Origin of the sequence: Streptomyces sp. NPDC046866 (assembly GCF_040704625.1) — a bacterium.
Lineage (GTDB): Bacteria > Actinomycetota > Actinomycetes > Streptomycetales > Streptomycetaceae > Streptomyces.
The window spans coordinates 216,283-240,637 of record NZ_JBEYXN010000009.1; the positions used below are offsets into that span (position 1 = coordinate 216,283).

General features: G+C 72.5%; 23 protein-coding genes and 1 pseudogene. 12 read left to right on the top strand and 12 right to left on the bottom strand.

From position 1 onward, the window contains the following. Positions 1–13: 13 nt before the first annotated feature. From AB0953_RS16795 to AB0953_RS16825, 7 genes are all read left to right on the top strand, one after another. Positions 14–1,354, top strand: a complete 1,341-nt coding sequence (locus AB0953_RS16795; protein ID WP_366860207.1) for a hypothetical protein — start codon at positions 14–16, stop codon at positions 1,352–1,354. 632 nt (positions 1,355–1,986) lie between these two features. Next, entirely contained in the window at positions 1,987–2,406 is a 420-nt protein-coding gene (locus AB0953_RS16800; protein ID WP_366860208.1) for a DUF6578 domain-containing protein, read from the top strand. A 404-nt stretch (positions 2,407–2,810) separates the two neighbouring features. Next, positions 2,811–3,032: a hypothetical protein gene (locus AB0953_RS16805; protein WP_366860239.1), complete on the top strand. Its 222-nt coding sequence runs from the start codon at positions 2,811–2,813 to the stop codon at positions 3,030–3,032. Positions 3,033–3,630: 598 nt separating this feature from the next. Beyond that, positions 3,631–3,996, top strand: a complete 366-nt coding sequence (locus tag AB0953_RS16810; RefSeq protein WP_366860209.1) for a hypothetical protein — start codon at positions 3,631–3,633, stop codon at positions 3,994–3,996. Positions 3,997–4,242: 246 nt separating this feature from the next. Beyond that, positions 4,243–4,680, top strand: a complete 438-nt coding sequence (locus AB0953_RS16815) for a hypothetical protein (protein ID WP_366860210.1) — start codon at positions 4,243–4,245, stop codon at positions 4,678–4,680. A gap of 189 nt (positions 4,681–4,869) precedes the next feature. Further along, positions 4,870–5,421, top strand: coding sequence for a hypothetical protein (locus tag AB0953_RS16820; protein ID WP_366860211.1), 552 nt, complete (start codon positions 4,870–4,872; stop codon positions 5,419–5,421). Between the two features lie 15 nt (positions 5,422–5,436). After that, positions 5,437–5,661, top strand: coding sequence for a DUF2277 domain-containing protein (locus tag AB0953_RS16825; protein WP_366860212.1), 225 nt, complete (start codon positions 5,437–5,439; stop codon positions 5,659–5,661). Here the strand turns inward: AB0953_RS16825 and AB0953_RS16830 are convergent. From AB0953_RS16830 to AB0953_RS16845, 4 genes are all read right to left on the bottom strand, one after another. Continuing rightward, positions 5,658–6,173, bottom strand: coding sequence for a hypothetical protein (locus tag AB0953_RS16830; RefSeq protein WP_366860213.1), 516 nt, complete (start codon positions 6,171–6,173; stop codon positions 5,658–5,660). The genes AB0953_RS16825 and AB0953_RS16830 overlap by 4 nt on opposite strands. Positions 6,174–6,328: 155 nt before the next feature. After that, positions 6,329–6,949 (bottom strand): VTT domain-containing protein, encoded by a 621-nt coding sequence (locus tag AB0953_RS16835; RefSeq protein WP_366860214.1) that lies wholly within the window; start codon positions 6,947–6,949, stop codon positions 6,329–6,331. 166 nt (positions 6,950–7,115) lie between these two features. After that, complete coding sequence (locus tag AB0953_RS16840; protein ID WP_366860215.1) at positions 7,116–8,801, bottom strand: alkaline phosphatase D family protein; 1,686 nt, start codon at positions 8,799–8,801, stop codon at positions 7,116–7,118. 173 nt (positions 8,802–8,974) lie between these two features. Further along, the gene (locus AB0953_RS16845) at positions 8,975–9,619 is read right to left on the bottom strand and encodes an HNH endonuclease family protein (RefSeq protein ID WP_366860240.1); all 645 of its coding nucleotides are present in this window, start codon (positions 9,617–9,619) and stop codon (positions 8,975–8,977) included. Positions 9,620–10,212: 593 nt separating this feature from the next. Between AB0953_RS16845 and AB0953_RS16850 the strand changes: the two genes are divergently transcribed. Further along, complete coding sequence (locus AB0953_RS16850; protein WP_366860216.1) at positions 10,213–10,806, top strand: TMEM165/GDT1 family protein; 594 nt, start codon at positions 10,213–10,215, stop codon at positions 10,804–10,806. Between the two features lie 101 nt (positions 10,807–10,907). Here AB0953_RS16850 and AB0953_RS16855 read toward each other — a convergent pair whose 3' ends face one another. From AB0953_RS16855 to AB0953_RS16865, 3 genes are all read right to left on the bottom strand, one after another. Then, positions 10,908–12,923: a bifunctional metallophosphatase/5'-nucleotidase gene (locus AB0953_RS16855; protein WP_366860217.1), complete on the bottom strand. Its 2,016-nt coding sequence runs from the start codon at positions 12,921–12,923 to the stop codon at positions 10,908–10,910. 158 nt (positions 12,924–13,081) lie between these two features. Further along, positions 13,082–13,771 carry an HAD-IA family hydrolase gene (locus AB0953_RS16860; RefSeq protein ID WP_366860218.1) on the bottom strand — a complete coding sequence of 230 codons (690 nt, stop codon included), beginning with the start codon at positions 13,769–13,771 and terminating at the stop codon, positions 13,082–13,084. A gap of 169 nt (positions 13,772–13,940) precedes the next feature. After that, entirely contained in the window at positions 13,941–16,007 is a 2,067-nt protein-coding gene (locus AB0953_RS16865; RefSeq protein WP_366860219.1) for an MFS transporter, read from the bottom strand. A 126-nt stretch (positions 16,008–16,133) separates the two neighbouring features. On the opposite strand from AB0953_RS16865, the gene AB0953_RS16870 reads away from it, so the two are divergent. After that, positions 16,134–17,045, top strand: coding sequence for a peptidoglycan-binding protein (locus AB0953_RS16870; protein WP_366860220.1), 912 nt, complete (start codon positions 16,134–16,136; stop codon positions 17,043–17,045). Between the two features lie 40 nt (positions 17,046–17,085). On the opposite strand, the gene AB0953_RS16875 is transcribed toward AB0953_RS16870, so the two are convergent. Then, positions 17,086–17,601, bottom strand: coding sequence for a GNAT family N-acetyltransferase (locus tag AB0953_RS16875; RefSeq protein WP_366860221.1), 516 nt, complete (start codon positions 17,599–17,601; stop codon positions 17,086–17,088). Positions 17,602–17,706: 105 nt separating this feature from the next. Between AB0953_RS16875 and AB0953_RS16880 the strand changes: the two genes are divergently transcribed. Beyond that, positions 17,707–18,102, top strand: a complete 396-nt coding sequence (locus AB0953_RS16880; RefSeq protein WP_366860222.1) for a nuclear transport factor 2 family protein — start codon at positions 17,707–17,709, stop codon at positions 18,100–18,102. 123 nt (positions 18,103–18,225) lie between these two features. Here AB0953_RS16880 and AB0953_RS16885 read toward each other — a convergent pair whose 3' ends face one another. Then, positions 18,226–18,570, bottom strand: coding sequence for an antibiotic biosynthesis monooxygenase (locus AB0953_RS16885; RefSeq protein ID WP_366860223.1), 345 nt, complete (start codon positions 18,568–18,570; stop codon positions 18,226–18,228). A 216-nt stretch (positions 18,571–18,786) separates the two neighbouring features. Here AB0953_RS16885 and AB0953_RS16890 point away from each other — a divergent pair, with 216 nt between their 5' ends. Further along, positions 18,787–20,778: a phosphatase PAP2 family protein gene (locus AB0953_RS16890; RefSeq protein ID WP_366860241.1), complete on the top strand. Its 1,992-nt coding sequence runs from the start codon at positions 18,787–18,789 to the stop codon at positions 20,776–20,778. A gap of 164 nt (positions 20,779–20,942) precedes the next feature. Here the strand turns inward: AB0953_RS16890 and AB0953_RS16895 are convergent, their stop codons facing one another. Continuing rightward, complete coding sequence (locus AB0953_RS16895; protein ID WP_366860224.1) at positions 20,943–21,326, bottom strand: DUF6193 family natural product biosynthesis protein; 384 nt, start codon at positions 21,324–21,326, stop codon at positions 20,943–20,945. 84 nt (positions 21,327–21,410) lie between these two features. Continuing rightward, positions 21,411–22,685, bottom strand: a complete 1,275-nt coding sequence (locus AB0953_RS16900; RefSeq protein ID WP_366860225.1) for a cytochrome P450 — start codon at positions 22,683–22,685, stop codon at positions 21,411–21,413. A gap of 241 nt (positions 22,686–22,926) precedes the next feature. Here AB0953_RS16900 and AB0953_RS16905 point away from each other — a divergent pair, with 241 nt between their 5' ends. Continuing rightward, positions 22,927–24,096, top strand: a complete 1,170-nt coding sequence (locus tag AB0953_RS16905) for a steroid 3-ketoacyl-CoA thiolase (protein WP_366860226.1) — start codon at positions 22,927–22,929, stop codon at positions 24,094–24,096. A 146-nt stretch (positions 24,097–24,242) separates the two neighbouring features. On the opposite strand, the pseudogene AB0953_RS16910 reads toward AB0953_RS16905, so the two are convergent. Continuing rightward, positions 24,243–24,355 (bottom strand): annotated as a pseudogene (locus AB0953_RS16910) (lytic transglycosylase domain-containing protein); the annotation flags it as partial.

The following is a 24,355-nucleotide window of genomic DNA, read 5'->3' on the forward strand; positions in this document are numbered from 1 at the left end:
AGGGAGTTGCCATATGGCGTGGGCAGAGAAGGTCTACAAGGTCCGTAACGGTAAGCAGACGAAGCAGTTCACGTGGCGGGCGCGCTGGAAAAAGCCCGATGGGAAGCCGGGGCAGTGGCCCGGCTTCCCGACGAAGAAGCTGGCCGAGGAGTTCGGCGAGAAGCAGGAGGCTGCCATCCGGGCCGGCAGGTATATCGACCCGGCAAAGCAGCAGGAGAAGTTTGGGGTGTTCGCCAAGCGGTGGATGAAGGCGAAGCCCAAGCGCGGCGCGACGGTCGCGAAGCGCTGGAACCTGCTGGAGCAACACATCTTCCCCAAGTGGGAGCACACGTCCCTGATCGACATCACCTGGTTCGACGTGGACGACTGGCAGCTCGGCCTGCCCTGCGACTCGGTGACCGCGGGGCACGCGGTCAGTTTGATGTCCTCGATCATGACGGGCGCCGTCGACGCCCGCCACCTTGAGGTGAACCCGCTCTACGGCCGGCGCCGGACGCTGCCTACGGGTGCCACGACCGTGAAGGCGAAGAAGAGCGATGAGGAGAAGTGGGCGCCGCCCGAGGTCGTCCTGCAGATGGCCCGCCGGCTGGGCCCCGCGGTCGGTTTGCACGTCCTGACAACGGCCTTCACGGGCCTCGGCTGGGGCGAGGGTGCCGCGCTGCACCGTGACAACGTTCTGCGCACCCGGCGGCAGGCCTACGACGGCGGATGGTTCGAGTGTCCGATCATCCGTGTCGACCCGGAGGTCGGCGAGCTCGCCGAGTACGAGGGCCGCGACGAGGACGGCAACAAGACGGGACTGGTTCTGCAGCTGGAACCGCCAAAGAACGGTAACCGCGCTCGCGACATCGACGTGCCACCGTTTCTCGCCGAGCTCCTCCGGCAGCACATGCAGGTGTGGCCGCACGAGTACCTGTTCTGCACGCCGTCAGGCGTCTTCTGGCGGCGCAGCAACTTCACCCGGGCCCACATCAGGCCGGCGGCGGACGGTCGGGAGCCGCTCACGAAGACGCGGGGGAGGGCCGCTCGGGACGGCTGGGAGCCCATCATGCCCGGCCTGACCATGCGGGGCCTGCGGCACACGCACGACACGTACCAGGATCAGATCGGCGTGAAGACCGCGTTGGCCTATGACCAGGCCGGCCATCTCCGGCCGGGCATCAAGCGCATCTATCAGCACCCGACACCGGAGATGCGGCAGGAACGGCTGCGGGGGTTGCAGGGTATCTACGAGCGGGCGATGGGTAACCTGAAGTGGACGGAGATCTGGCCGGAGGTTCCTGATCTGACCCAGAGAGGGCAGCCCCTAAATTCCCCCCAAACGATCATCGAAGTCGGGGAGAGGGCGGCTTAGCAGCAGGTCGCGTGATCGATGAGCACCCTCGGGGCCCTGTTTAATCCGGCTCTTACAAAGCAGATGTCGGCGGTTCGAAACCGTCCGCGCCCACCAGGAGGTAGCACGACAAAGGCCCAGGTCACCGGTACTGAACCGGGGACCTGGGCCTTGTCCGTTCCTCGGGTGGGAGGCAAGGGCGTGGCGCCGTGTCAGATGCGTCGCCGGACTCGCGGGCCGGACCCTCCTGATCTGCTCGTCGACGTGAGCGGCGATGCCGTGATCACGCCCGTTCACCAGGTGCTGATAGATCAGTGCGGCCCGCACCGACGCATGCTCCCTCCGCTGCATCAGCTCACGCGTCGTGGCGCCGCCGGTCGCGGCGAGGGTGTTCCCGGTGTGGTGCGCCGTGGACTTCTGGAGACGGCCGGGTTCGAAGTCGACGCCGTCCTCGCCCGCTCAATCGAGCCGGACCGCCATAGCAGCGGCGAGCGCAGCGGGAGACTGGCGGTCTTCGTTGGGATGCGAACAGATCGGTGACCGCTCGGGAGGCCCACGAGGCCTCTGGCGTCACCGATTGCGCATGTCGGCGTTCGTAGGAAACTGCAACAGCAGCCGGGAGCAGCTGCCCGCAGGCGGCGGAGAATGACGTCATGACGTTGACGATTTGGGTCGATGACTGGCAGATCCAGTGCTGCGGCGAGAGCTTCGCGCCAGGGGACACTGTCTCCTGGACGCTGCTGGGGGTCGATCCGGAGGACTACGCCGACGTCGTCGGTAGCGAGCGCGCGGATGAGATCGACTTCCGCGAGGAGCACCACGGCCAGGAGGAGGGGCACGCACCCACCTCCGTGGAGGTGTTGTCGATCGCCGAGGTGCACTGCCGTTACGGCGTACCCGAGGGTGCCACGGACAGGGTGAACTACCCCGTTCCGGGTACGACCGTACTGGTACCGGTTGAGAAGGCGGACGGGTGGGCGAAGGCCAGGCCGGACGTGAGTTTCGCGGGCTACCTGGTGATCGCCCGGCGGGTCACAGACCCGACGGAAAGTGCGGCTGCTCGCGGTCGATGAGGGAGCCGGTGGACGCGTGCCAGATCGAGCGGTCAACCACGGCCACTGGAGGATTGCCACGGCATCCACAGCGTGTGGCAGCCGTCGCAGCGTACAGAGGGGCTGAGCTGCGGTGACGGGCCGGCTTCCGGTCCCAGGCTTACAGAGCAGATGTGGGCGGGAACGTCTGCCGGCGCCGCCGTCCTTGGGATCGTCCTCGTACGCTTCCCCGCCGACCCGCTGCCGCTGTGCACGGACCCGGACTTCCCGGTATTCCGAGTCGACGTTTCTCGATCTCGCAAGCGGCGTACGCGGATCCTGTCCGGCCCTTCCCCGCCGCCGATCCTCAAGGCGAGCCGGATCGGGTCCGAACGGTGATGCGCATGGCGGTGCGGCCGGAGCCCGACGAGCGCATACTGGGCGCAATGACAAAGCCAGCCGCACCGAAGCGCCATCTGCCGAGCAGCCCCTTCAAAGTCCCGACCGCGCCACCCCCCAAGCACTTCGCGGTGGGTGACCAGGTCACGCACGACGTCTACGGACTCGGCCGAGTGATCGGCGTCGAGGACGGAATCGCGATGCTCGTCGATTTCGGCTCGGCCCGAGAGCGGATCTTGAGCCCGTACGCCAAAATGATCAAGCTCTAGGACCGTTGTCCCAGACCGCGCGGCGACAGCGCCCCGATTCGGGCAGACAAAGCAGATGTCGGCGGTCGAAACCGTCCGCGCCCAGCAACGCAAAGGCCCCCAATCGATCTGGTTGGGGGTCTTTGAGTGGCTTACCTCCGACGTGAAGGAGGTAGTCAGGGTCGGCGCAGTGAGCACTGAGCAGCCGAGGCGACGCGGCGGTAGATCCATCGCCACGGGCGGCGGGAGCTCGGCAACGGGAAGCAGAGTGGCGGTCCCGTGTCGGCATCGGGCATGCGGACTGTCGAGCGCCCGAGCTTGAGCAGCGCCACAGATGCGGGCCGGTGAACCGTGCGCGCCTACCGACTCAAGGGCCCGAACCGGTCACAGTTCGGGGCCTTTCTCGGCTGGAAAGGACGGTCATGCCCTACTCGGCACCGGATGTCGTCGGCGTGACAGGCCGATTGACATCGGACTTGAACGCGTTCAAGATGATGTCCGTTGCCTCCGTGAGGCGTTATTTCCGGTCATGTGTGGGACACGAGAGGCGGGCCGTATGGCTGCCGGCCAGCGTCAGCGGATACGACGTGTATGCACGGGCGCTGCGCTGGGATGTGCGGTGGCGTTTCTCCTGAGCTCCTGCTCCAGCTACCCGGTCCAGGTCAACACCGTTGATCAGGTGACGGGCGTGTGGTCCGACTTTGCGGGGAGGACGGTCGAGTTCAAGGGCGACGGCACGTTCACGGCCACGGGCTTGGACACGTCGGATCTCGGCGCCGCGTGCCCCGGGATCGCCGATCGGCAACATGGAGCCGTGTCCCTCGGCGGGTCGTATGGCGACGTCACCTTCGACGGCGTGGATTGCGAGGGCATGCGGCTCGCCTTCTACGGCTCCCCGAGCTCCTTCGTTGCCTGCTTCACCCAAGACGTGACGTCCGGGGGGTGCACCGACGAGTTCCGCCGAAAGGGAGGCGGATCCGGGTGATCGTGCTCTCATCTCTGCATTGAGGGTCGGGAGGACGGGGCCGGTGACGCGGTCCTGGAGCGCAGCGGCGACGAGCCGGGCGCTGGAGCTTAGCGTTCCGCGGTATGCGAGCGGTCGTCCGCGGGGCATGCCGAGCTCCTGGGAGCGGTTCGGCGTCGGAAGGCCCCGCGGCAGATCGGGGATTTGGTGCGTCACAGAGCAGTCACAGCGGCCACATCGGCGGCCGGGCGCGGCCAGGATGGCGCGATGCGTACACATCTCTCCCTCGCCGCGCTCACCGCGGCCGCCGTTCTTGCCCTCGCCGCATGCGGCAGTGACCCCAAGCCCGCCGCGCCCTCCGACAAGCCGGCGGCCAAGCCCGCGCCGGCTGCGCCGCAGAGCGCAGACCCGGAGGCCGCCCGCTCGGCCGCCGGCATTCCGCCGAGCCCCGCGCCGGCGCAGCGGGCCGCGTACCTCGCCGCGCTGAACAAGATCGACCCCGAGATCGTCAACGGCAAGGAGGACAAGGCGGTCAGCCGCGGCCTCGACCAATGCCAGTCCATGAAGGGCGAGAAGGACCCGGCCAAGCGGGTCGCCGGCGCCGAGAAGCGGTTCATCGGGCCGACCCACCCCGATGGCTTCGGCCCCGCGAAGAGCGCGCTCATCGTCGCGGCCGTGCAGGTCAACCTGTGCCCCACCTACTGACCGACTCGCCAGGCCGCTCCGTGTGAGTGGTGCGTGATCCCGGACGGCAGCCTGCCGGGGGCCCGGTCCGCCTCCGGCGGGCTTCTTTTGTCTGGGGGTTGGGCGTGGGAGGGTTTTGGGATGGGTGTTTGGGGGGTTGTGGGGGCGGTGTTGGCGGGGGTTGCGGGGCTGGTGGTGTGGGGGAGGGGCGTGGGGGATCGGTTCGAGCGGCGGCGGGATGCGGAGAGGGAGCGGCTGCTGGCGCGGCTTCGGGTGCCCGAGCAGGAGCCGGGGTCGAAGTACGCCGACGTCGGGCGGGGTGGGGAGGATGAGGGGGACGGGGGGATCGCCGATGAGGGGTTCACCTCTGTGCTGGTGGAGTACTACGCCTACGGGCTGGCGCAGGCGCGGAGCAGTTTTGCCGTGAGTCAGCTGTTCGCCGCGGTGGGGGCCGCGGTGGTGCTGGCCGGGGTGGCGCTCGGGGTGTGGAAGGCCGAGAGCGCCGGGGACGTGTACCTCGGGGTCGTGACCAGTTCCGTGGGGGTCGTGGTGACCGTGGTGGGGCAGTTGTTCCACCGACGGGCCGATGTCGCGCTGCGGTACATGGCCGAGCAGACCGTTGCGCTGCGGGAGGACCGGCGGGCGGCCGCGGCCTTGCAGCAGGCGGTGGCGCTGCTGGACGAGGTCGCGGATCCGGGGCTGCGGGCGCGGCTCCAGGCCGGGCTGATCATGAAGCTGTCCGGGGCCGAACTGCCGCGGTAGCGGGATAGTGGGGGTATGTGCCGATCCATTAAGACGCTGCGCCCGCCCGCCATCCCCGAGAGGGCCACCGAGGAGGAGATCCGGGCCGCCGCGCTGCAGTACGTACGGAAGGTGTCCGGGTTCCGGGTGCCCGCAGCGCACAACCAGGAGGTGTTCGAGGAGGCGGTCGAGGCCGTTGCCCGGGCGACCGCCGATCTGCTGGGCGGGCTGGTGGTGAAGGGGGCTCCCGCCGCCGTCTAGGACGCGCGGGCCCGGCGGCGCAGGAGCCAGATGCCGGCGGCCAGGGCGCTTGCGGTCAGGGTGCCGCCGACGGCCATCTCGGCGCGGCTCACCGTGTGGATGCTGCCGCCCGTGCCGCCGCGGGCCGCGCCCGTGGTGACCTGCAGGGGCGCGGTCACGCGGCCGCCGCCGGGGCCGCCGCACTCGAAGGTCACCGTGTACGTGCCGGCACCCGCGTTGGTGAAGACGGTCGTGCTGCCGGAGAGGGTGGACGACGAGCCGGACGGGCCCAGGCGGACGTCGCCGAACGCGCTCGACGAGGCGGTCCCCGTGCGTGATCCGCAGCCCCGCAGGAGGAGGCCGACCCGGCCGCCCGGGGCGACGGAGGTCGGGGCGACCGCGGCCGAGAGGCCGGTGGCGCCGCCGGCGGGGGCGGCGGCGGTGGCCGGAGCGGCGACGGCGGTGGCGGCGACGGCGGCGAGGGTCGCGACCACGAGGCTCAGCAGAGGGCGGTTCGGCGGCGTGGCGGGCATGGAGTGGACTCCTCTGGCTCCTCGGAACGGCGCGACCCGGCCACGGGTGTGACGCGGATTCGGTTGCGCCCCGTGCTAGGACGCTAGGAGCACAGGAAGGGCGGGGCGATCGGGGCCGGTGAAACGGGTGAGGCGCTGCACCGCCCGGGGGACCCTTACGCCGCTGCCGGCGCGGGGCGTCGGATGACGAACGCGGCCAGCGCGCCCGCGGCGAACAGGGCGACCACCGAGACCGCGGTTCCGAGCCAGGCGGCGCCCAGCCACTGGGTGCCGAAGTAGCCGAGCGACACGCTGTACCCCGCCCAGGCCATGCCCGCCAGCACCGACCAGGGCAGGAACTCCATGACCTTGCGGTGCGTCTTGCCCGCGCCCAGGGACACCACCGAACGTCCCGCCGGGGCGAAGCGGGCGATCACCACCAGCGCGCCGCCGCCCCGGGCCAGGGCGGTGCCCAGCCGCTCCTGGGCCAGCGAGAGCCGGCGCGAGCGGGAGATCGCACGGTCGAGCCGCGCACCGCCGCGGCGGGCCAGCCGGAACGCGGCCATGTCGCCCAGCACCGAAGACGCGGCGGCGATCACCAGCAGGGCCAGGATGTCCGGCACCTGCGCGGGACCCGGCACCGGCCCCGCCGCCCCGGCAGCGGCCGCTGCCGCCGCCGCGGTGATCACCAGGACGCCGCTGGGCAGCACGGGCAGGAAGACGTCGAGCACGACGGACAGCGCCACCGCGGCGTAGATCCACGGGCTCGTGGTCAGCGACCCCAGCGTCTCAAGCAAACGGGACTCCCCGGTCTGGTGGACGTGCCTCGGCGTGAAGCGCCGCGACGTCGCGGGGGAGCGGCAGGGGCGGCTTGACAGCCATACAGCGTACGCCCGGCACCCGCGGCCCGAACGCCCGGGGCGGCCCCCGCCCGCCGTGTGTCCGGCCGGATTCCGGTTTGCGTCAGTCCTGTGCCGTGAGCTCCCGGTCCAGCACCGTCACCAGGCGGCCCGCCCGGCCGGGGCCCCGGCCGCGGTCCCGGCCGCGGTCCCGGCGGGCCTGGTCCAGGCGGAGCCGGGCGGAGCGGCCCGACAGGGCAAGCGTCATCAGCTGGTTGCCGAACCAGGGCCCGCCCGTACGCCGCCAGCGCAGCGGGGGACGGCCCGTCCGCCCGTGCCGGGACAGGCCGCGCCCCAGCCACCGCCCCACCCGGGACCAGCCCAGCCGGAATCCCCACTTCACCACGGTGTGGACCGAGTTGTGCACGGGGGAGCAGGTCAACTGGAACACCCGTGCCCTGCCGGGTATTCGGGGCTCGGCCACATAGGCGTGGTGCACGTCCCCGGACAGGACGCATATCGTCGCCGGGGCCCGCGGACCCGTCCCCACCTCCTCGATCAGCTCGCCGAGCGCCGCGAACGAGGCCGGGAACGCCGCCCAGTGCTCCAGATCGCTGCGCCGCCGCAGGTCCTCCCCGATCCGCGCCCACCGGGGGCCGCGCTCCCCGCGGCACAGCGCGGCGTTCCACACTTCCGCGTCGTGGATCAGCGGCGGCATCAGCCACGGCAGTGAGGATCCGATCAGCAGGTGGTCGTAAGCCCCGCGGCCGGACAGGGCGTTGTCCCTCAGCCACTGCTGCTCGGCCGGGGCCAGCATGGCCCGGCTGTCTTCGGCGAGCACCCGCGCCGCGCGGGTGTCCACCATCAGCAGCCGGGAGCGGCCGAAGTCGCGGCGGTAGCTCCAGTGCGCCGAGCCCGGGTCGACGTCCGCGGCGGCGGCGAAGGCCCGCAGCGATTCCGTGCCGTCCGGGGCCTTCCGCACGGCCTGGTAGAGCGGATCGGCCGTGAGCTCGGCCGGCGAGAGGTTGCCCAGGTGCTGGTACACCCAGTACGACATGAGCCCGCTGAGCACCCGCTCCCGCCACCACGGCGTGGCCCGCATCTCCGCCAGCCAGGACGCGCTGGTGTTCCAGTCGTCCACGATGTCGTGGTCGTCGAACATCTGGAGGCTGGGAACGGTCGACAGCAGCCAGCGGATCTCGGGGTCGAGCCAGGACTCGTAGTACAGCCGGGTGTATTCCTCGTAGTCCGCGACCTGGGCGCCGGGGGCGTCGCGCAGATCCCGACGGGCGGCCAGCCACTGCCGGGTCTCCCGCGACAGCTGGTCCGCGTACACCTGGTCGCCCAGGAGCAGCAGGACGTCGGGCCGCGGCTCGTCCGGGTCGGCGGCCAGGCGCGCCGCGAGGGCGTCGAGGGCGTCCGGTCCGTGGGGGCCGCGCCGGTCCGCGGGAGGCGCGGCCTGCCGGCAGGAGCCGAAGGCGATCCTCAGCGCGGGGGCCGGTTCCCCGGGGGCGGCGACGGCCGGCGTGGTGATCGTGCTCGGCGGGAAGGCGCCGGCCGGCAGCGGCCAGACGCGCCTCCCGTCGAGCAGCACCTCGTACGCCGTGGTGCTGCCCGGGGCCAGGCCGGTCACCGGTATCAGGGCGTAGTGGTGCCCGGCGATCTGGAAGGTGCGCCCGCTGCCCCCCGCCCCGTCGGCACAGCGCACCTCGGCCCGGCACGGGCGGTCGGCCTCGACCCAGATCGTGGCCGCCTCCCCCGTCTCCCAGTCGACGTGGCGCAGCAGCGGCCCCAGGCGCAGCACGGCCATGGACCTCCCCCTCCTCCGTAGCACCTGCGATCACGGTACGACGGCGGAGGAGAGCCCGGCCTCCCCCGCGCGGGGGAAACAAGCGGAATCCCGGGGCGGCCCGTGCCGCCGCCCGCCGCCCGAGCCGGGTAGGGGCCCGGCCTGGGTCGGGGTGCGGCCCGCACGGGGTGGTCTCAGCAGCCGTTCAGCACGTTGACCAGGGCCGTCTTCTCGCCCGCGTCCATGCTCAGGCCCCAGTACTGCTTCACCTCGACCCACATGCGGGCGTAGGTGCAGCGGTAGGCGGTGCGCGGCGGCAGCCACTTGCCGGGGTCGAGGTCGCCCTTGGCCTGGTTGACGTTGTCCGTGACGGCGATGAGCTGCGGGCGGGTGAGGTCGTTGGCGAACTGCTGGCGCTTGGAGGTGGTCCAGGAGGCGGCGCCCGAGCGCCAGGCCTCGGCGAGCGGGACCACGTGGTCGATGTCGAGGTCGGCGGCGTCGGTCCAGGTGATGCCGTCGTACTCGGAGTACCAGCTGCCGCTGACCGAGGCGCAGGAGGAGTCGGTGACGACGTTGACGCCGTCGCGCTTGAGGACGGTCTCGCGGGTGTTGCACGTGCCCGAGACGGTGGTCCAGTGCGGGAAGAGGCTGCGGCTGTAGCCGGTGAGGGAGCCCTCCGCGCTCGGCGTGACCGTGGCGAGGTAGGCGCGGGCGGCCGAGGCGCTGATCGGGGTGGGAGGGGCGGCCTGGGCGGTGGGGGCGTTGACGAGGGAGGTGAGCGCGGCGAGCGCGGCGGATGACGCGAGCACGCCGATTCGACGCGCGTAGACGTGGGATATGCGGGCCGAAAGAGCCATGAGGGTGCTCCCTGGATGCGGGGGGTGGGTGGCCGTGAAGCCCCGGAAAAAGGGGGGGGCGCGGCCAGGGTGGCGGCGCCTGATTGCGCGGCGGCGGGCGCAAGGTTACAGGCTTGCGACATGGGCACGTCACATTCGGGACCGGTAAATCCCTTGGAAGAAATGGAAGTTGGGGTTCCAGGCCGGGGGCGGGGTGTGGCATCCCGCCCTCACCCGGCCGGTGCCCGGTCCGGCCGACCGCTCGGCACCCGGCCCCCTCGCGCACCAGGGACCAAAGTCCTGTTCCGGCCGCTCGGAGGCGTCACGTATCCTGGCGGGAGCAGAAGGGGAGTAGCTCTTCGCCGGACCGTCGACATACTGCTGGGTCACCCAGCCGGCGCCCGGAGGCAGGCCGCACACCGCGGTCGGCCAGCGAGACCTTCGGCCGCAGTGTTCTGTCCATGTCCACGTGCACCCGTCCATCCGACGCGGGCGCGTGTACGCAGTCAGGTCGCTGCCGTGCCGAAGCGATCCCTGACACACCCCAGGTCCCTCGGTAGCGGCGACGTCCTGCCCACCGATTGAGGTCCCGCACCGTGTTCAGCACGAACTTCAGCATCGCCGTCACGGCCATCGCCTTCGGCGTCGTCTTCCTCGCCGAACTGCCTGACAAGACGGCGCTGGCCGGCCTGATGCTCGGCACCCGCTACCGGGCTTCGTACGTCTTCGCCGGCGTTGCCGCCGCCTTCGCCGTGCACGTCACGCTCGCCATCGCCGCGGGCAGCGTGCTGACCCTGCTGCCGCACCGGCTCGTGCAGGGCGTCGTCGGCGTCCTCTTCCTCCTCGGCGCGGCCATGCTCCTGCTGAAGAAGAGCGATGAGGAGGACGAGGTCAAAGCGCCCGCGGACCAGTCCTTCTGGAAGGTCTCCGGAGCCGGCTTCATGCTGATCCTGGTCGCCGAGTTCGGCGACCTGACCCAGATCATGACCGCCAACCTCGCCGCCCGCTACGACAACCCCCTCTCGGTCGGCATGGGCGCCGTCCTCGCCCTCTGGGCCGTTGCGGGCATCGGCATCCTCGGCGGGCGGACCCTCATGAAGTACGTGCCGCTGCGCCTGATCACCAAGGTCGCGGCCGCGGTGATGGCGGCCCTCGCCGCGTTCTCGCTGTACGAGGCGATCGCGGGCTGAGGCGGGCGGTGCCGGGTGCGCGGCTGAGGCGACCGGCGCCGCCCGCGCGGACGGCACGGGTTGCGCCGCAGTGGCGGGGGCCGGCTGGTGCGCCGCCCCCCTCAGCAGGGCGGCCGGCCCTCCGTCCGCGCCGAAGGGAGCCGGGCCGCTGCGAGGATCGCCGCCTCGGCCCGCGGCACCGGAGTGCCGTCCGGCAGCAGCAGCGCCTGCGGCTCCACCACCACGCCCACCTTGGCGGTGCCCCCGTTCCCGGACAGCCGGCCGCCCCGGACCGTGACGCGGTCGGTGGACTGCGGCGTCAGCACCTGCCGCTCCCGTACGTACGCCACGAAGCTCTCGAAGTCCCGCCGGTGGCGGTACGGCTCCCCGAACCCGGCCAGCGCCGGATACCCGTCGTAGCCGAGGAAGGTGTAGGAGAGGGCCGCCAGCCGGTACCGGGCCCCCAGGTCGAGCGGCTTGCCGTCGATCAGCACCTCCGCAGGGTCCACCCGGTCTCCGACCGCTCCGGCCGCGTCGAAGCGGTAGCGCACGTTCCCCGACACCGCGAGGGGGGCGAACCTCAGCCCGCCGTCCGGGCCCGTCGACCACTGCTGCTCCAGGACGTCGTGGATCTGCCGCCCGGACACCCAGGCAGTGACCACCGGGTCGCCGAAGCCGACGGCCCGCCATGCGGCGCCGAAGGTGAGGGCCCCGTCCGTGGCGGCATCCCGTACGAGGTCGCCCGCGATGACCACCTGCCCCGCCGTGGGTGCCAGCGCCACCAGGGCCAGCTCGGCCGGCACGTTGGGGTGGACGTTGGAGTCGTCGTCGGGGTCGTCCGGCCGGCGCCCCGCCCACAGGGCCCAGTCGGCGACGAGGTCGCCCATCGTGGACTCGCCGGCCGCCGTCCTGGTCCGCAGGAACGAGCCGGTCAGCCGGCCGATGCGGGTGCGGTCGCGCAGGCCCGCCTGCCCCGCCCAGTAGTCCACGACCTCCTTCAGTGCGGGGTGCGGGGCGACGTCCCGCGTGTTGGGGTGGTTGACCGACACGGTCAGCTCGCGGACGACCCTTCCGGTCTGCGGGTCCAGGCGGAGGCTGATCTCGTTGACGACCTGCCCGTAGCAGCCGGCGCCGACCAGCGGGCGCGGGACCCCGGCCGGGTCGGGGAGCATCAGGTTGAAGCGGTGGTGCCAGTGGCCCGTGACGATCGCGTCGATTGCCGGGGACACCCGCAGGGCCAGCTCGTAGGCCGGGCCGGAGGGGTTGCTCCCGCTGTTGAAGTCGGTGCCCGCCACCGCACCGTCGTGCAGGCTGAGCACGATCGCGTTGACCCCGAGCGCCTTCAGGCGCGCCGCGCAGGCGTCGGCGGTGGCGACCGCGTCGAGGGTGGCCAGGCCGGGGTGGAAGGAGCCGGGCATCAGCTCGGTGCCGACGGCCGTGAGGTGGATGAAGCCGATCGGCAGCCGCCGTTGTCCGTCCGCCGTGCTCACGTACTCGATGTTGTACGGGGGCAGGACGGTCGGGCGGTCGCCGCCGGACCGGACGGTGTTGGCGCTGTAGTAGCGGAAGTCGGCGCCGTGGAAGCGGCGGCCGGAGGAATCGGTGAAGGAGGTGTCCTGCCCCTCGACGGGGAACGGGACGCCCTCCTCCATGTGCCTGCGCAACATGGCCGGGGACTTGTCGAACTCGTGGTTTCCGGCGGTCGCGAAGTTCAGGCCCAGGCGGTTGAGGGCCTCGATGGTCGGCTCGTCGGCGAAGGCGGCGGCGTCGAACTCCCAGCCGGAGAAGGCGTCGCCGGGGGTGAAGAAGAGGGAGTTGCGCCGCCCGGTGCGCAGCCGCTCCAGGTGGGTGCCGAGGTAGGCCACCCCGCCGACCGTGTAGCGGCGCCCGCCGCTGCCGGTGATGACGGAGTTGGTGCCGGGGGCGGCCTGGAGGAAGCCGTGCAGGTCGGTGATGCTGAGGAGTTGGACGTCCACGTACTCGTCGGCGGAGGCGGCGTCCCGGCCGGCGTCCGCCGCGAGGGCGGGGGCGCCGAGGGCGTAGGACGCGGCCAGGCCGCCGAGCGAGGTGAGGAAGGTACGTCGGCCCGGATCCGGCGAACTGCGCCGGTACACAACGGTCGTTGCCCGCTTGGTCACAGGGGAATCCTGCTGACCGGCGGGGCCGCCGGGCGCGCACGGGGCCGGCAAACCGCCCGAGCGGGTGATCCGGCCCGGGGCTCGGCCCCTTGGTCCCGCCGCCCGGTGCCGGTCCCGAGCGGCCCGCCGCCGGCCGCCGTGCGGGGCGGTACCCGAGGTCAGGCCGCGGGCGGGCGGAGCGTGAGGCGGACGGTGCCGTTCGCGGCGGGCGTCAGCTCGACCGCGGTGAGGTCGGGGACGTGGGCCGTCGGGGCGTGGGCGGCGGCCCGGGGGCCCATGCCGACGACCCGCATGCCCGCCGCCCGGCCGGCCGCGATGCCGGCGCCGGAGTCCTCGAACACGACGCAGTCGGCGGGGTCCACGCCCAGCGCCGCGGCGCCCTTCAGGAAGCCCTCGGGGTGCGGCTTGCTCGCCCGCACGCACTCGGCCGTGACCCGCACCGCGGGCATCGGAAGCCCGGCGGCCGCCATCCGGACCGCGGCCAGGGCCGCGTCGGCGGAGGTCACCAGCGCGTGCGGCACCCCGGCGAGCGCGGCCAGGAACTCCGCGGCCCCGCCCACCGGGACGATGCCCTCGGTGTCGGCGGTCTCGCGCGCCAGCATCTCGGCGTTCTCGGCGTGGTTGAGCTCCATCGGGCGGTCCGGCAGGAGCGCCGCCATGGTGGCGTGGCCCTGGCGGCCGTGGGCCACCTTCAGGGCCTCCTCCGGATCCAGGCCGTGGGACACCGCCCACGCGCGCCAGCAGCGCTCGACCACCGCGTCCGAGTCGACCAGGGTGCCGTCCATGTCCAGGAGCAGGGCCTTGGCGGTCAGGACGACGGGGGCGTCGGTGGTGGTACGGGCCGGCATCGGTCGGGCTCCAGACACGGCGGGGAAGAGAACAAGCGGTTCCGTCCACCGGTCAGGGAATGCGGACGGAACCACTTTGTTCCACCACGATACAAAACCTGGGCGCGCTGCGCCACCCGCCGTGTCGTCTCCTTCCCGTCCCCCTCGCCTTCCGGTGCCTCCCGTCCGTTCAGTGCGCGGCATGGTCGCGGCGCGGGGCCTCCGCATGGGGTTCCTCCGCGTCCGATCCGCACAGCTCGGCATTGAGCTCGCGGACCAGCTCGGCCAGGTCCCGCGGCCGGTCCGGGCCCCACCAGTCGCCGAGGAGCTCGGCCAGGGAGTCCTCGCGGGCCTGGGCCAGCCGCACGGCGTACTCGCGCCCCTTGGCCGTGGGCAGCAGCATCAGCCCGTCCCGCACGGCGAGCCTGTTCCCCTCCAGCTGGCGGGCGGCTTCGGTGATCACCCTCACCGGCACGGTGGTCCGTTCCGCGAGCGCCGCGGGCTCGGCGGAGCCGTACTTGTTGATCCGCAGCAGCAGCCAGCTGGCGGCGGGCAGCAGGTCGTAGCCGGCCCGCGCGGTGATCTTCTCGTAGACCTGGCGGCGCCCCTCGCGGGTGCCGAGCACCGACAGGGCGCGGGCCACCTCCTCGTGGGAGGAGCGGTGGACGGGGTTGGAGGCGAGGGTCTCGCTGACGTCCGGCGCGGTCACCGACCCGCGCAGCCTGTCCTCCCTGAGGAACCAGGCAATGCCGAAGGCCAGCAGGACCACGGGCACGGCATAGAGGAACACGTCGGTGATCGACGTGGCGTACGCGTCGAGCACGCGCGGCTGCAGCGGAGCAGGCAGCAGGGCGATGGCGCGCGGATCCGCCTCGACCCGGGCGGCCGTGCCGGGCGGGAGCGGGAGGCCGGCGAAGGTCGTGGCGAGTGTGGCGTCGAGCCGGTTGGTGAAGATCGTGCCGAAGATGGCGACGCCGAACGAGGCGCCGATGGAGCGGAAGAAGGTGGCGCCGGAGGTCGCGACGCCGAGGTCGGCGTAGCTGACGGAGTTCTGCACGGCGAGCACCAGCACCTGCATGACCAGGCCGAGTCCCAGACCGAAGACGAAGAAGTACAGGCTCGTCGTCCAGGTGCCGGTGGTGCGGTGCAGCTGGTGCAGCAGGAGCAGCCCGACGGCGGTCACCGCAGTGCCCGTGATCGGGAACACCTTCCACCGGCCGGTACGGCTGACGATCTGGCCGGAGGCGGTGGAGGAGATCAGCATGCCGAGCACCATCGGCAGCATGTGGACGCCGGACAGGGTCGGCGAGACGCCCTGCACGACCTGGAGGAAGGTCGGGAGGTAGACCATCGCCCCGAACATCGCGAAACCGATGATGAAGCTGATCACCGAGCAGAGGGTGAAGGTGCGGATGCGGAAGAGCGCCGGCGGCAGGACCGGCTCGACGGCCCGCTGCTCGACGAAGAGGAAGGCGGCCAGCAGCCCGGCGCCGAGGACGGCCAGCCCGATGATCCGGGCCGAGCCCCAGCCCCAGGTCCCGCCCAGGGAGGCGATGAGGACGAGGCAGGTGGCGACGGCGGCGATCAGGGCCGTGCCCAGGTAGTCGATGGTGTGCTTCGCGCCGCGCACCGGAATGTGCAGGGCGGCCGCGATGACGGCGAGTGCGACGAGGCCGATGGGCAGGTTGATGTAGAAGACCCAGCGCCAGGAGAGGTGGTCGACGAACAGCCCGCCGAGCAGCGGACCGAGGACGCTGCTCGCACCGAAGACGGCGCCGAAGAGGCCTTGGTACCTGCCGCGTTCGCGCGGCGGGACGATGTCGCCGACGATCGCCATGGACAGCACGATCAGCCCGCCGCCGCCCAGGCCCTGGAGGGCGCGGTACCCGATCAGCTGGGGCATGTCCTGCGCGAGGCCGCACAGCGCCGATCCGGCCAGGAAGATCACGATGGCGCCCTGGAACAGCTTCTTGCGTCCGTACTGGTCGCCCAGCTTGCCCCACAGGGGCGTCGCGGCGGTGGAGGCGAGCATGTACGCGGTCACGACCCAGGACAGGTGCTCCAATCCGCCGAGCTCGCTGACGATCGTCGGCAGGGCCGTCGAGACGATGGTCTGGTCGAGGGCGGCGAGCAGCAGGCCGAGCAGCAGCGCACCGATGGATACGAGTACCTCGCGGGAGGCGTGTTCGGCGGCGGGCCCGGCCGTCCCCTGGCCGGAATCGGTTCCGGCGCCGCCATTGGTCACTTCCTGAGCCATCCGATCCTCCTCGGGCCGGAGCAACATTTCCATCCTGAGCGGTGTGTCCGGTTATGGCCTCTCGGGCGGTTGGGCGGCCCTTGACGGGTCTGCATAATCGCAGGCAAAGGCCAGGGAGGGAGTGCAGTGAGCGCTGAGCGCTGTCCGGATTGCGACGCCGGGGGTGTCGACTGCGGGTGCGCGGCAGGGGCGGGTTTCGAGCCACTGCGCATCCGCCCCTATCTGACGCTGCCGGATCGCGGCCTGCCGGTTTCCGGCCCCGCAGAGCCCCCGCAGCCCACGCCGGCGTACGCGCACGCCGGCGTCGCGGGGTCGGAGGACGCCACGCCCGCGTACGGGACACCGGCGGTGTGGCCGGACACCCCGCCGCAGGCGTCCTGGCCCCCCGGGACGGCACCGCTCCACACCGAGCCGCACGATCTCGGCGAGCTCGGGGTGCTCACGGGAGCCGGCCCGGCCCAGGGCAGGGACTCCGGGCGCAGGAGCGCCGCCCCGTCCCGCCGGCGGCGGCTGCCGACGGTCCTCGCGGGCGCGGGCACGGTGGTCGCGGTCGGCACCGTGGCCCTGGTGCTGGGCATGCTGTCGCATTCCGGCGAGAGCGACACCGTCCTGCTGGATGCCAAGCCCTCGACGGAGGCGGTGGACGTGGCCCCGGTCGGTCCGCCGCAGCCGACGGAGACCCGCTCGGCCGCCCCCTCCCGCTCGGCCCCGGCCCCCGCCTCCAAGTCGGCGTCTCCCTCGCGCAGCGCCTCCCGTCCGCCGGGGCAGTCCCCGTCGCCGAGCGCGAGCCGCCCGGCGAGCACCCCGCCCCCGCCGCAGAAGGCGCCGACGCTGAAGTACGGCGACTCCGGTCCGGAGGTCGAGAAGATGCAGCGGCTGCTGGCGGCGCAGGGCCTGTACCGGGGGAAGATCAATTCCCGGTTCGACGACCGTACGGAGAGAGCCGTGTCGGAGTTCCAGTGGTACAACGACATCCAGGGCGACCCCTGGGGCGTCTACGGACCGGAGACCCGCAAGGCCCTGGAGGGCAGGGGGTGACCCCCTCCGAGAGCCGCTGGACGAGCCGTCGGACGAGCCGCTAGGCCAGCCGCTTCTCGAAGAAGTGCTCGGCGTACGGGTCCGACTTGTACGCGGATATCTCCGCGTACCCGTGGCGCGCGTACAGCGCCCGCGCCTCCACCAGGTCGGACCGGGTGTCCAGCCGGACCCGCTCGGCGCCGAGCGCCCGGGCCTCGCCCTCGAGCGCGGCGAGCAGCGCCGCCCCGCCGCCGGTGCCGCGGGCGCGCGGGTCCACGTACACCCGCGTCAGCTCCGCGGTGGCGGGATCGAGCAGTCGGATGCCTCCACAGGCGAGCGGCTCCCCGTCGAGCCGGCCCACCACGAACTGGCCCGTGGGCGGCAGGAGCCCGTCGGTCGGGAAGTCCAGCATGCCCTGGTCGACCTCGGCCTCGGTGACGGGCCGCTTCCAGTACCGCCCGGCGACCTCGGCGTAGTAGGCGCGCCGCAGCGCGGTGGCGTCCGCGGTCTCGTAATGCTCGGCGACGACGGCCCAGGTGGCGGCGGTCGTCGCGCTGTTCCCCGTGTTCGTGTTCATGGCGTCATTGTGCGGGCCGCCCGTCCCGCGTCGCGTGGAATATCCACAGGCACGGGCCGATGATGGGAAAAGGGTTAAATCGCACCAACGGAGGGCGTGAGTGCCATGTCCCAACACCCCGACGCTGCCCTGATCCGCCGTGGCTACGAGGCCTTCGGCAAGGGCGACATGGACACCCTGAGTTCGCTGATGACGGCCGACGTCATCCACCACGTACCCGGCACCAACCCCTTGTCCGGTCACCACAAGGGCCGCGAGGCCGTCCTCGACCTCTACCGCCGCATGGGCGAGGAGACCAAGGGCACGATGCAGGTCGATCTGCACGCGGTCATGGTGGACGGCCGGGGGCACGCCATCGCCGTGCACACCTTCCGCGCCGACCGCGGCGACCGCGGCATCGAGATCCAGGAGGGCCTGTTCTTCACGATCGTCGCCGGAAAGATCAGTGACATCGACGAGTGCACGCAGGACATCGACGAGGAGAACGCCTTCTGGAGCTGACGCAGCCGACGCAGCCGACGGAGCCGGCTGACGCAGCTGACGCAGCCGACGGAGCCGGCTGACGGAGCCGACGGGGCGGACGGGGCTGATGGAGCCGCCCCGGTCACCGTCGGCTCCCGCCGTTCAGGACTCCTGCTTCGGGCCCGCCTGCTGCACGACCTCGAACGACCACACCGTCGACGCCGAGGCCGCCGGCTTGGGCCGCTCGCCCGCACCCGCGCCCGCACCCGCGCCGCCGCCCTGGTGCGCCGCCTTCATGGGCCCCTCCATCCACGCCTGGAAGTCCTCCTCCGACCTCCACCGCGTGTAGACGAGGTACTGGTCGGTGCCCTCGACCGGGCGCAGCAGCTCGAACCACTCGAACCCGTCCGACCCCTCGACGGCCCCCGCCCGCGAGGCGAAGCGCTGCTCCAGCACCTCCCGCTGCTCGGCCGGCACGGTCAGTACGTTGATCTTCACGATGCTCATGCCCGCCATCCTAGGGATGCAGCGGGGGATATCGTCGTCCCCGGGTGATCCGACGCGGCAGCCAGGCCAAGTCAGGGTTGCGTTTCCACAGGACGGGAGGCCGGCGGGGTCGTGGCTGACGCGGCGGAGCACAGCGGTGCGAACGGACATGCCGGGGTCATAGGCGGGAGCAACAGGCTGGCCGCGGCGCGGCTCCTGCTGTGGGCGCTGGCGGGGATGCTCGCCCTCCGGCAGGCCGCCGTCGTGCTCCGCGTGCCGCCCGGTCAGTGGCTCGGCGAGCTGCACCTCCCGGACAGCCTGCCCGGTTCCCTGTACGAGGGCGGCGAGTTCAGCGGCACGCCCTTCGCCGGGCTCGTCCTCAGGCCCGCCCTCGGCCTGGCCCCGCCCTCGCTGGAGGTGGCCTGGACCTGCGTGACGCTGCTGTTCGTGGCCGCCGTCGGGCTCGTCGCCGCGCGCGGCCTGCCCGACCCCGTGCCCCGGCGCACCGCGCTGCTCGCCGCGCCCGCCCTGGTCGGCCTGATGATGGTCTCGCTGCCCGTCCGCGAGGCTGCCGCGCCCGGCCAGAGCGCCGTCCTGCCGGTCCTGCCGGTGCTGTTGGTGCTGCTGGCCGTGTTCCGGGTGCCCGCCGAGCGCCCGGCCGGGTTCCTCGTGGGGCTCGCCGCCGCGCTCCAGCCGGCCCTGCTGCTGTTCGCGCCGCTGCTCTGGTGGACGGACCGCCGCCCCACCGCACGGGCCGCCGCCGCGACCTTCGCCGGCGCCACCGCCCTGGCCTGGGCTGCCCTGCCGCACGACTCGTGGACGTACTGGGTGCACCACGTGGCCGGCACCGGGCTCGGCGGCGCCCCCGACGCCCTCGCCAACCAGTCCGTACACGGCGCGCTGCTGCGGATCGGCCTCACCGGCCCCGCCGAACTCCTGCTGTACGCGGTCCTCGCGGCGGCGATCGCCCGGCTGGGCCTGCGCCGCGCCGTCCGCTACGCGCGCGACGGGCAGTTGCTGCTGGCCGTCGCCGTCACCGGGTGCGTGGCCGTCGCCGTGGCGCCCACCGGCTGGCGCCACCAGCTGCTGTGGGTGCTGCTCGCCGTGGCGGGCCGGGTCGGAACCCGCGCCGCGGACCGGCGCGTGTGGCCGGTCGCCGTCGTCCTCGCCATGACCCTGCCCAGCAGCGTCCTGCTGCCGAACCTGGCGGCCCTGGCGCCCGTACGGGACAACGTGCTGCTGCTCGCCGCCCTCGCCGCGGCCTGCGCGGTGCCGTTCCTGCCGCGCTCCTCGCCGTACTGGCGCGCGCCCGTGCCGACCGCATACGGGCGCCCGGCGGCGGCCCGCTGGCCGCGCGTGCCGCTGCTGCCGTTCTGGCGGCGGGTGCTGTCGCGCCCCAGCCTGCTGCTGGAACTGCTGCTGATACGGGTCGGGTACTCGATGTACTCGCACATCCGCGCCGCCGCCCCCGCCAGCCGCAGCCTCGCCGAGGAGCACGGCGGGCAGATCCACGCCGCCGAGCGCGCACTGGGGCTCGACATCGAACACGCCGTCAACCACGCGGTGGTGGGCCTGCCCTGGCTGGAGGGGTTCTTCAACTTCTACTACGCGTCGTTCCACTTCGTGGTGCCGCTGGGCATCCTGGCCGCCCTGTACTGGCGCAGGCCCGGCGACTACCGATGGGCGCGCGCCTCCCTGGGGCTGGCCACGGTCATCGCGCTCCTCGGCTTCTGGCTCTACCCGCTGGCGCCACCGCGCCTGATGCCCGGGCTCGGCTTCATCGACACCGTGCACGGGCCGCAGGACCTGGCCCATCCCCAGTACGGGGCGATGACGGCGATCTCCAACCAGTACGCGGCGATGCCCTCGCTGCACTTCGGCTGGTCGCTGTGGTGCGGGATCGTGGTCGTCGTCCTCGCGCCGAAGGCCTGGCAGAAGCTGCTCGGGGCGCTGCACCCGCTGATCACGGTCTGCGCGATCGTGGCCACGGCCAACCACTGGGTGCTCGACGCCGTCGGCGGTGCGGCCGTCGTCGGTGCCGGGTTCGGGCTCGTGTACGTGCTCTCCGGGCCCCGGGGGCTCAGGCTGGAGCTCCCGGGGCCGCGCACGGCGGGCACCGGGGCGGGGTACGACCCGTCGGCCGTGACCGGGCCCACCGACGGCAACAGGTCCACGGCGAGCCCGTACGTGCGTATCGGCCAGCGGCGGCGGACCGTACCGCGTCGATGACGTCCGCGACGCCGGTGCAGTAGGCGATCAGGGCGGGGAGCCGGCCGCAGACCGCAGGGGTGCCGGGGCCGTTCGTGGAAGGCCCCGGCACCCCTGCGGTGGATCGCCGCGTCCTGCCAGGATCCGCCCGCGCCGCCGCCCCTGCCACTCGGGCGGCGGCGGCCTCAGCCCGGGGCCGGCGCCGACAGCCGGGCCACGAGCAGGGCGACGGCGGCCTCCGCGGTGTCGGCCTCGCCGAGGACGCGCTTCGTACTGGGGCTCAGGACGCGGAAGCCGCCCCCGCGCACCGGTTCCACGGACGGCACGTCCGCCTCCGGCGGGTGGCCGCCCCGGCTGCTGAACCGCAGGACGCAGTGGCTGGTGAACGGGTGCAGCCGGCGCAGCTCCGGCCGTGCGGCGGCGGCCTCGATCAGCGCGAGGACGCCCCGGCCGACGGCCGCCTGGGGCCCGCCGCGCTCGACCATCAGCCGCCACGTGGTGGGCAGGCGCTGCCAGCGCGCCTCCGCGCTCTCGTCGGGCCCCCTGCTGACCGTGTCCTGGAGATCCATCCGCGCAGTCTGACGGCCGGCCGCCGCCGCGACAATGCCCCGGACGGCATCGATTGCGGGCCGTTACCGCCCCGTGCCGTGTGCTCAGCCGTGGCTGACCCGGAGTTCCTTGATCCCGTTGAGCCAGGCCGCGCGCAGCCGGCGCGGTGCCTCGCCGGTGAGCCGCAGGTCGGGCAGGGCGTCGGCGAGGGCGTTGAAGATCAGGTCGATCTCCATGACGGCCAGGGACTTGCCGAGGCAGAAGTGCGGTCCGCCGCCGCCGAAGCCGAGGTGCGGGTTGGGGTCGCGGGTGATGTCGAAGACGTCCGGGTCGGTGAAGACCTCCGGGTCGTGGTTGGCGGAGGCGTAGAACATCCCGATGCGGTCCCCGGCCCGGATCTTCTGCCCGCCCAGTTCGGTGTCGCGCGTGGCGGTGCGCTGGAAGGACACGACCGGGGTGGCCCAGCGGACGATCTCCTCGGCCGCGGTCGCGGGCCGGGTGGCCTTGTACAGCTCCCACTGCTCGGGGTGGGTGAGGAAGGCGTGCATGCCGTGGCTGATGGCGTTGCGCGTGGTCTCGTTGCCGGCGACCGCCAGCAGCAGCACGAAGAAGCCGAACTCGTCGGAGCTCAGGTTGCCCTGGCCCTCGGCGGCCACGAGCTGGGTGACGATGTCCTTGGCGGGGCACTCCTTGCGGGCGGCGGACATGTTCATCGCGTACCCGATGAGCTCCATGGCCGCTTCGGCGCCGACCTCCTCGGTGATCGCGTACTCGGGGTCGTCGTACGCGACCATCTTGTTCGACCAGTCGAAGATGCGCAGGCGGTCCTCCTGCGGAACGCCGATCAGTTCGGCGATGGCCTGGAGCGGGAGCTCGCAGGCCACCTGCGTGACGAAGTCGAAGCTGCCGTCGCCGTCGCCGTCGCCGTCGCCGCCTCCCGCGTGCGCAGCGGCGCGCGCCTGTTCCACGATCCTGCGGGCCCTCTCGCGCAGGGCCTGCTCCAGGCCGCGGATGGCCCGCGGGGTGAAGCCCCGCTGCACGATCTGGCGTACGCGGGTGTGCTCGGGCGGGTCCATGTTCAGCATGATCAGGCGCTGGGCGTCGATCTGCTCGCGCCGGATGTGCCCGTTGAAGCGGATGATGGCGGTGTTGGTGGTGGAGGAGAACAACTCCGGGTGCGTGGAGACGTACTTGACGTCCGCGTGCCGGGTCACGGCCCAGTAGCCCTCGTCGTCGAAGCCGGTGGTGCCGCGCGGCTGCGGGCACCACCACACGGGCGCGGTCCGCCGCAGCAGGGCGAACTCGGGGAAGGGGACCCGGTCCTCCAGGAGGCCGGGGTCGGTGGCGTCGAAGCCTTCGGGCAGCGCGGGACAGGTCATCGGGCGACTCCAAGTCTGACGTCCCATCAGAGTTGGCCCGAAAGGTAGTAACGAGTTCTAGAAGTCACAAGGGCTGACGCGCCGACTGTTGCGTGTGGAATCCGTGGAGGCCGGGTGCAAGACCCTTGCGTGCCGGGGGCAGGGGTCATAAGACTGCGAGGGGAACTAGAACGCGTACTAGTTCGGGCGGGGCGCCGGGACGGCCCACCGCGCCGGCACCGTGCAGGAGGAGGACGAGCCCATGGCCGCGGAACCCGTCATCGTCGAAGCCGTACGCACCCCCATCGGCAAGCGCGGGGGCGCGCTCGCCAACCTCCACCCCGCCTACCTGCTCGGCGAGACCTACCGCGAGCTCCTCGCCCGTACGGGCATCCAGCCGGACTGCGTCGAGCAGATCGTCGGCGGCACCGTCACCCACGCCGGCGAGCAGTCCATGAACCCCGCCCGCACCGCCTGGCTCGCCATGGGCCTGCCGTACGAGACCGCCGCGACCACCGTGGACTGCCAGTGCGGCAGCTCCCAGCAGGCCAACCACATGGTCGCGAACATGATCTCCGGCGGTGTCATGGACGTCGGGATCGCCTGCGGCGTGGAGGCGATGAGCCGGGTCCCACTGGGCTCCGGCTCCAAGCACGGCCCCGGCAAGCCCTTCCCGGACGAGTGGAACGTGGACCTCCCGAACCAGTTCGAGGCCGCCGAGCGGATCGCCCGCCGCCGGGGCCTGCGCCGCGAGGACGTCGACCGGCTCGGGCTGCTCTCGCAGGAGCGGGCCGCCGCGGCCTGGGCGGAGGAGCGGTTCAAGCGGGAGACCTTCGCCGTCCAGGTCCCCACCACCGAGGAGGAGCAGGCGGCCGGCCAGGGCATGTGGCGCCTGGTCCACCGGGACGAGGGCCTGCGCGACACCAGCATGGAGGCGCTGGCCGGCCTCAAGCCGGTCATGCCGACCGCCGTCCACACCGCCGGGAACTCCTCGCAGATCTCCGACGGCGCAGCCGCCGTGATGTGGGCCTCCCGCAAGATGGCCCGCGCCCTGCGGCTCAAGCCCCGGGCCCGGATCGTCGCGCAGACCCTCGTCGGCGCGGACCCGCACTACCACCTGGACGGCCCGATCGATGCGACGCGGGCGGTGCTCGGCAAGGCCGGGATGTCCCTCAGGGACATCGACCTGGTCGAGATCAACGAGGCCTTCGCCTCCGTGGTCCTCAGCTGGGCGCAGGTCTTCGAACAGGACCTCGACAAGGTCAACGTCAACGGCGGCGGCATCGCACTCGGCCACCCCGTCGGCGCGACCGGCGCCCGGCTGATCACCACCGCCCTGCACGAGTTGGAGCGGCGCGACAAGGAGTTCGCGCTGATCACCATGTGTGCGGGCGGGGCGCTGGCGACCGGGACGATCATCCAGCGGCTGTGACGCGGCCGCCCGGGGCGCCCGGGGCGGGCGCCGACTGAACCCCCTGTGGGATGGGAAGCCGAAGGCCCCGGTGGCCGGCCTGGGGAGGCCGGCCACCGGGGCCTTCGCATCGCTGTGGGGCTCAGCGGGTTCGGTTCACCGGCGGTTTAGTACCAGTGGTGGGTCTGCCAGAAGTTCCAGGCGGCGACCGGGGAGCCGTAGCGGGAGTTCATGTAGTCCAGACCCCACTTGATCTGGGTGGCGGGGTTGGTCTTCCAGT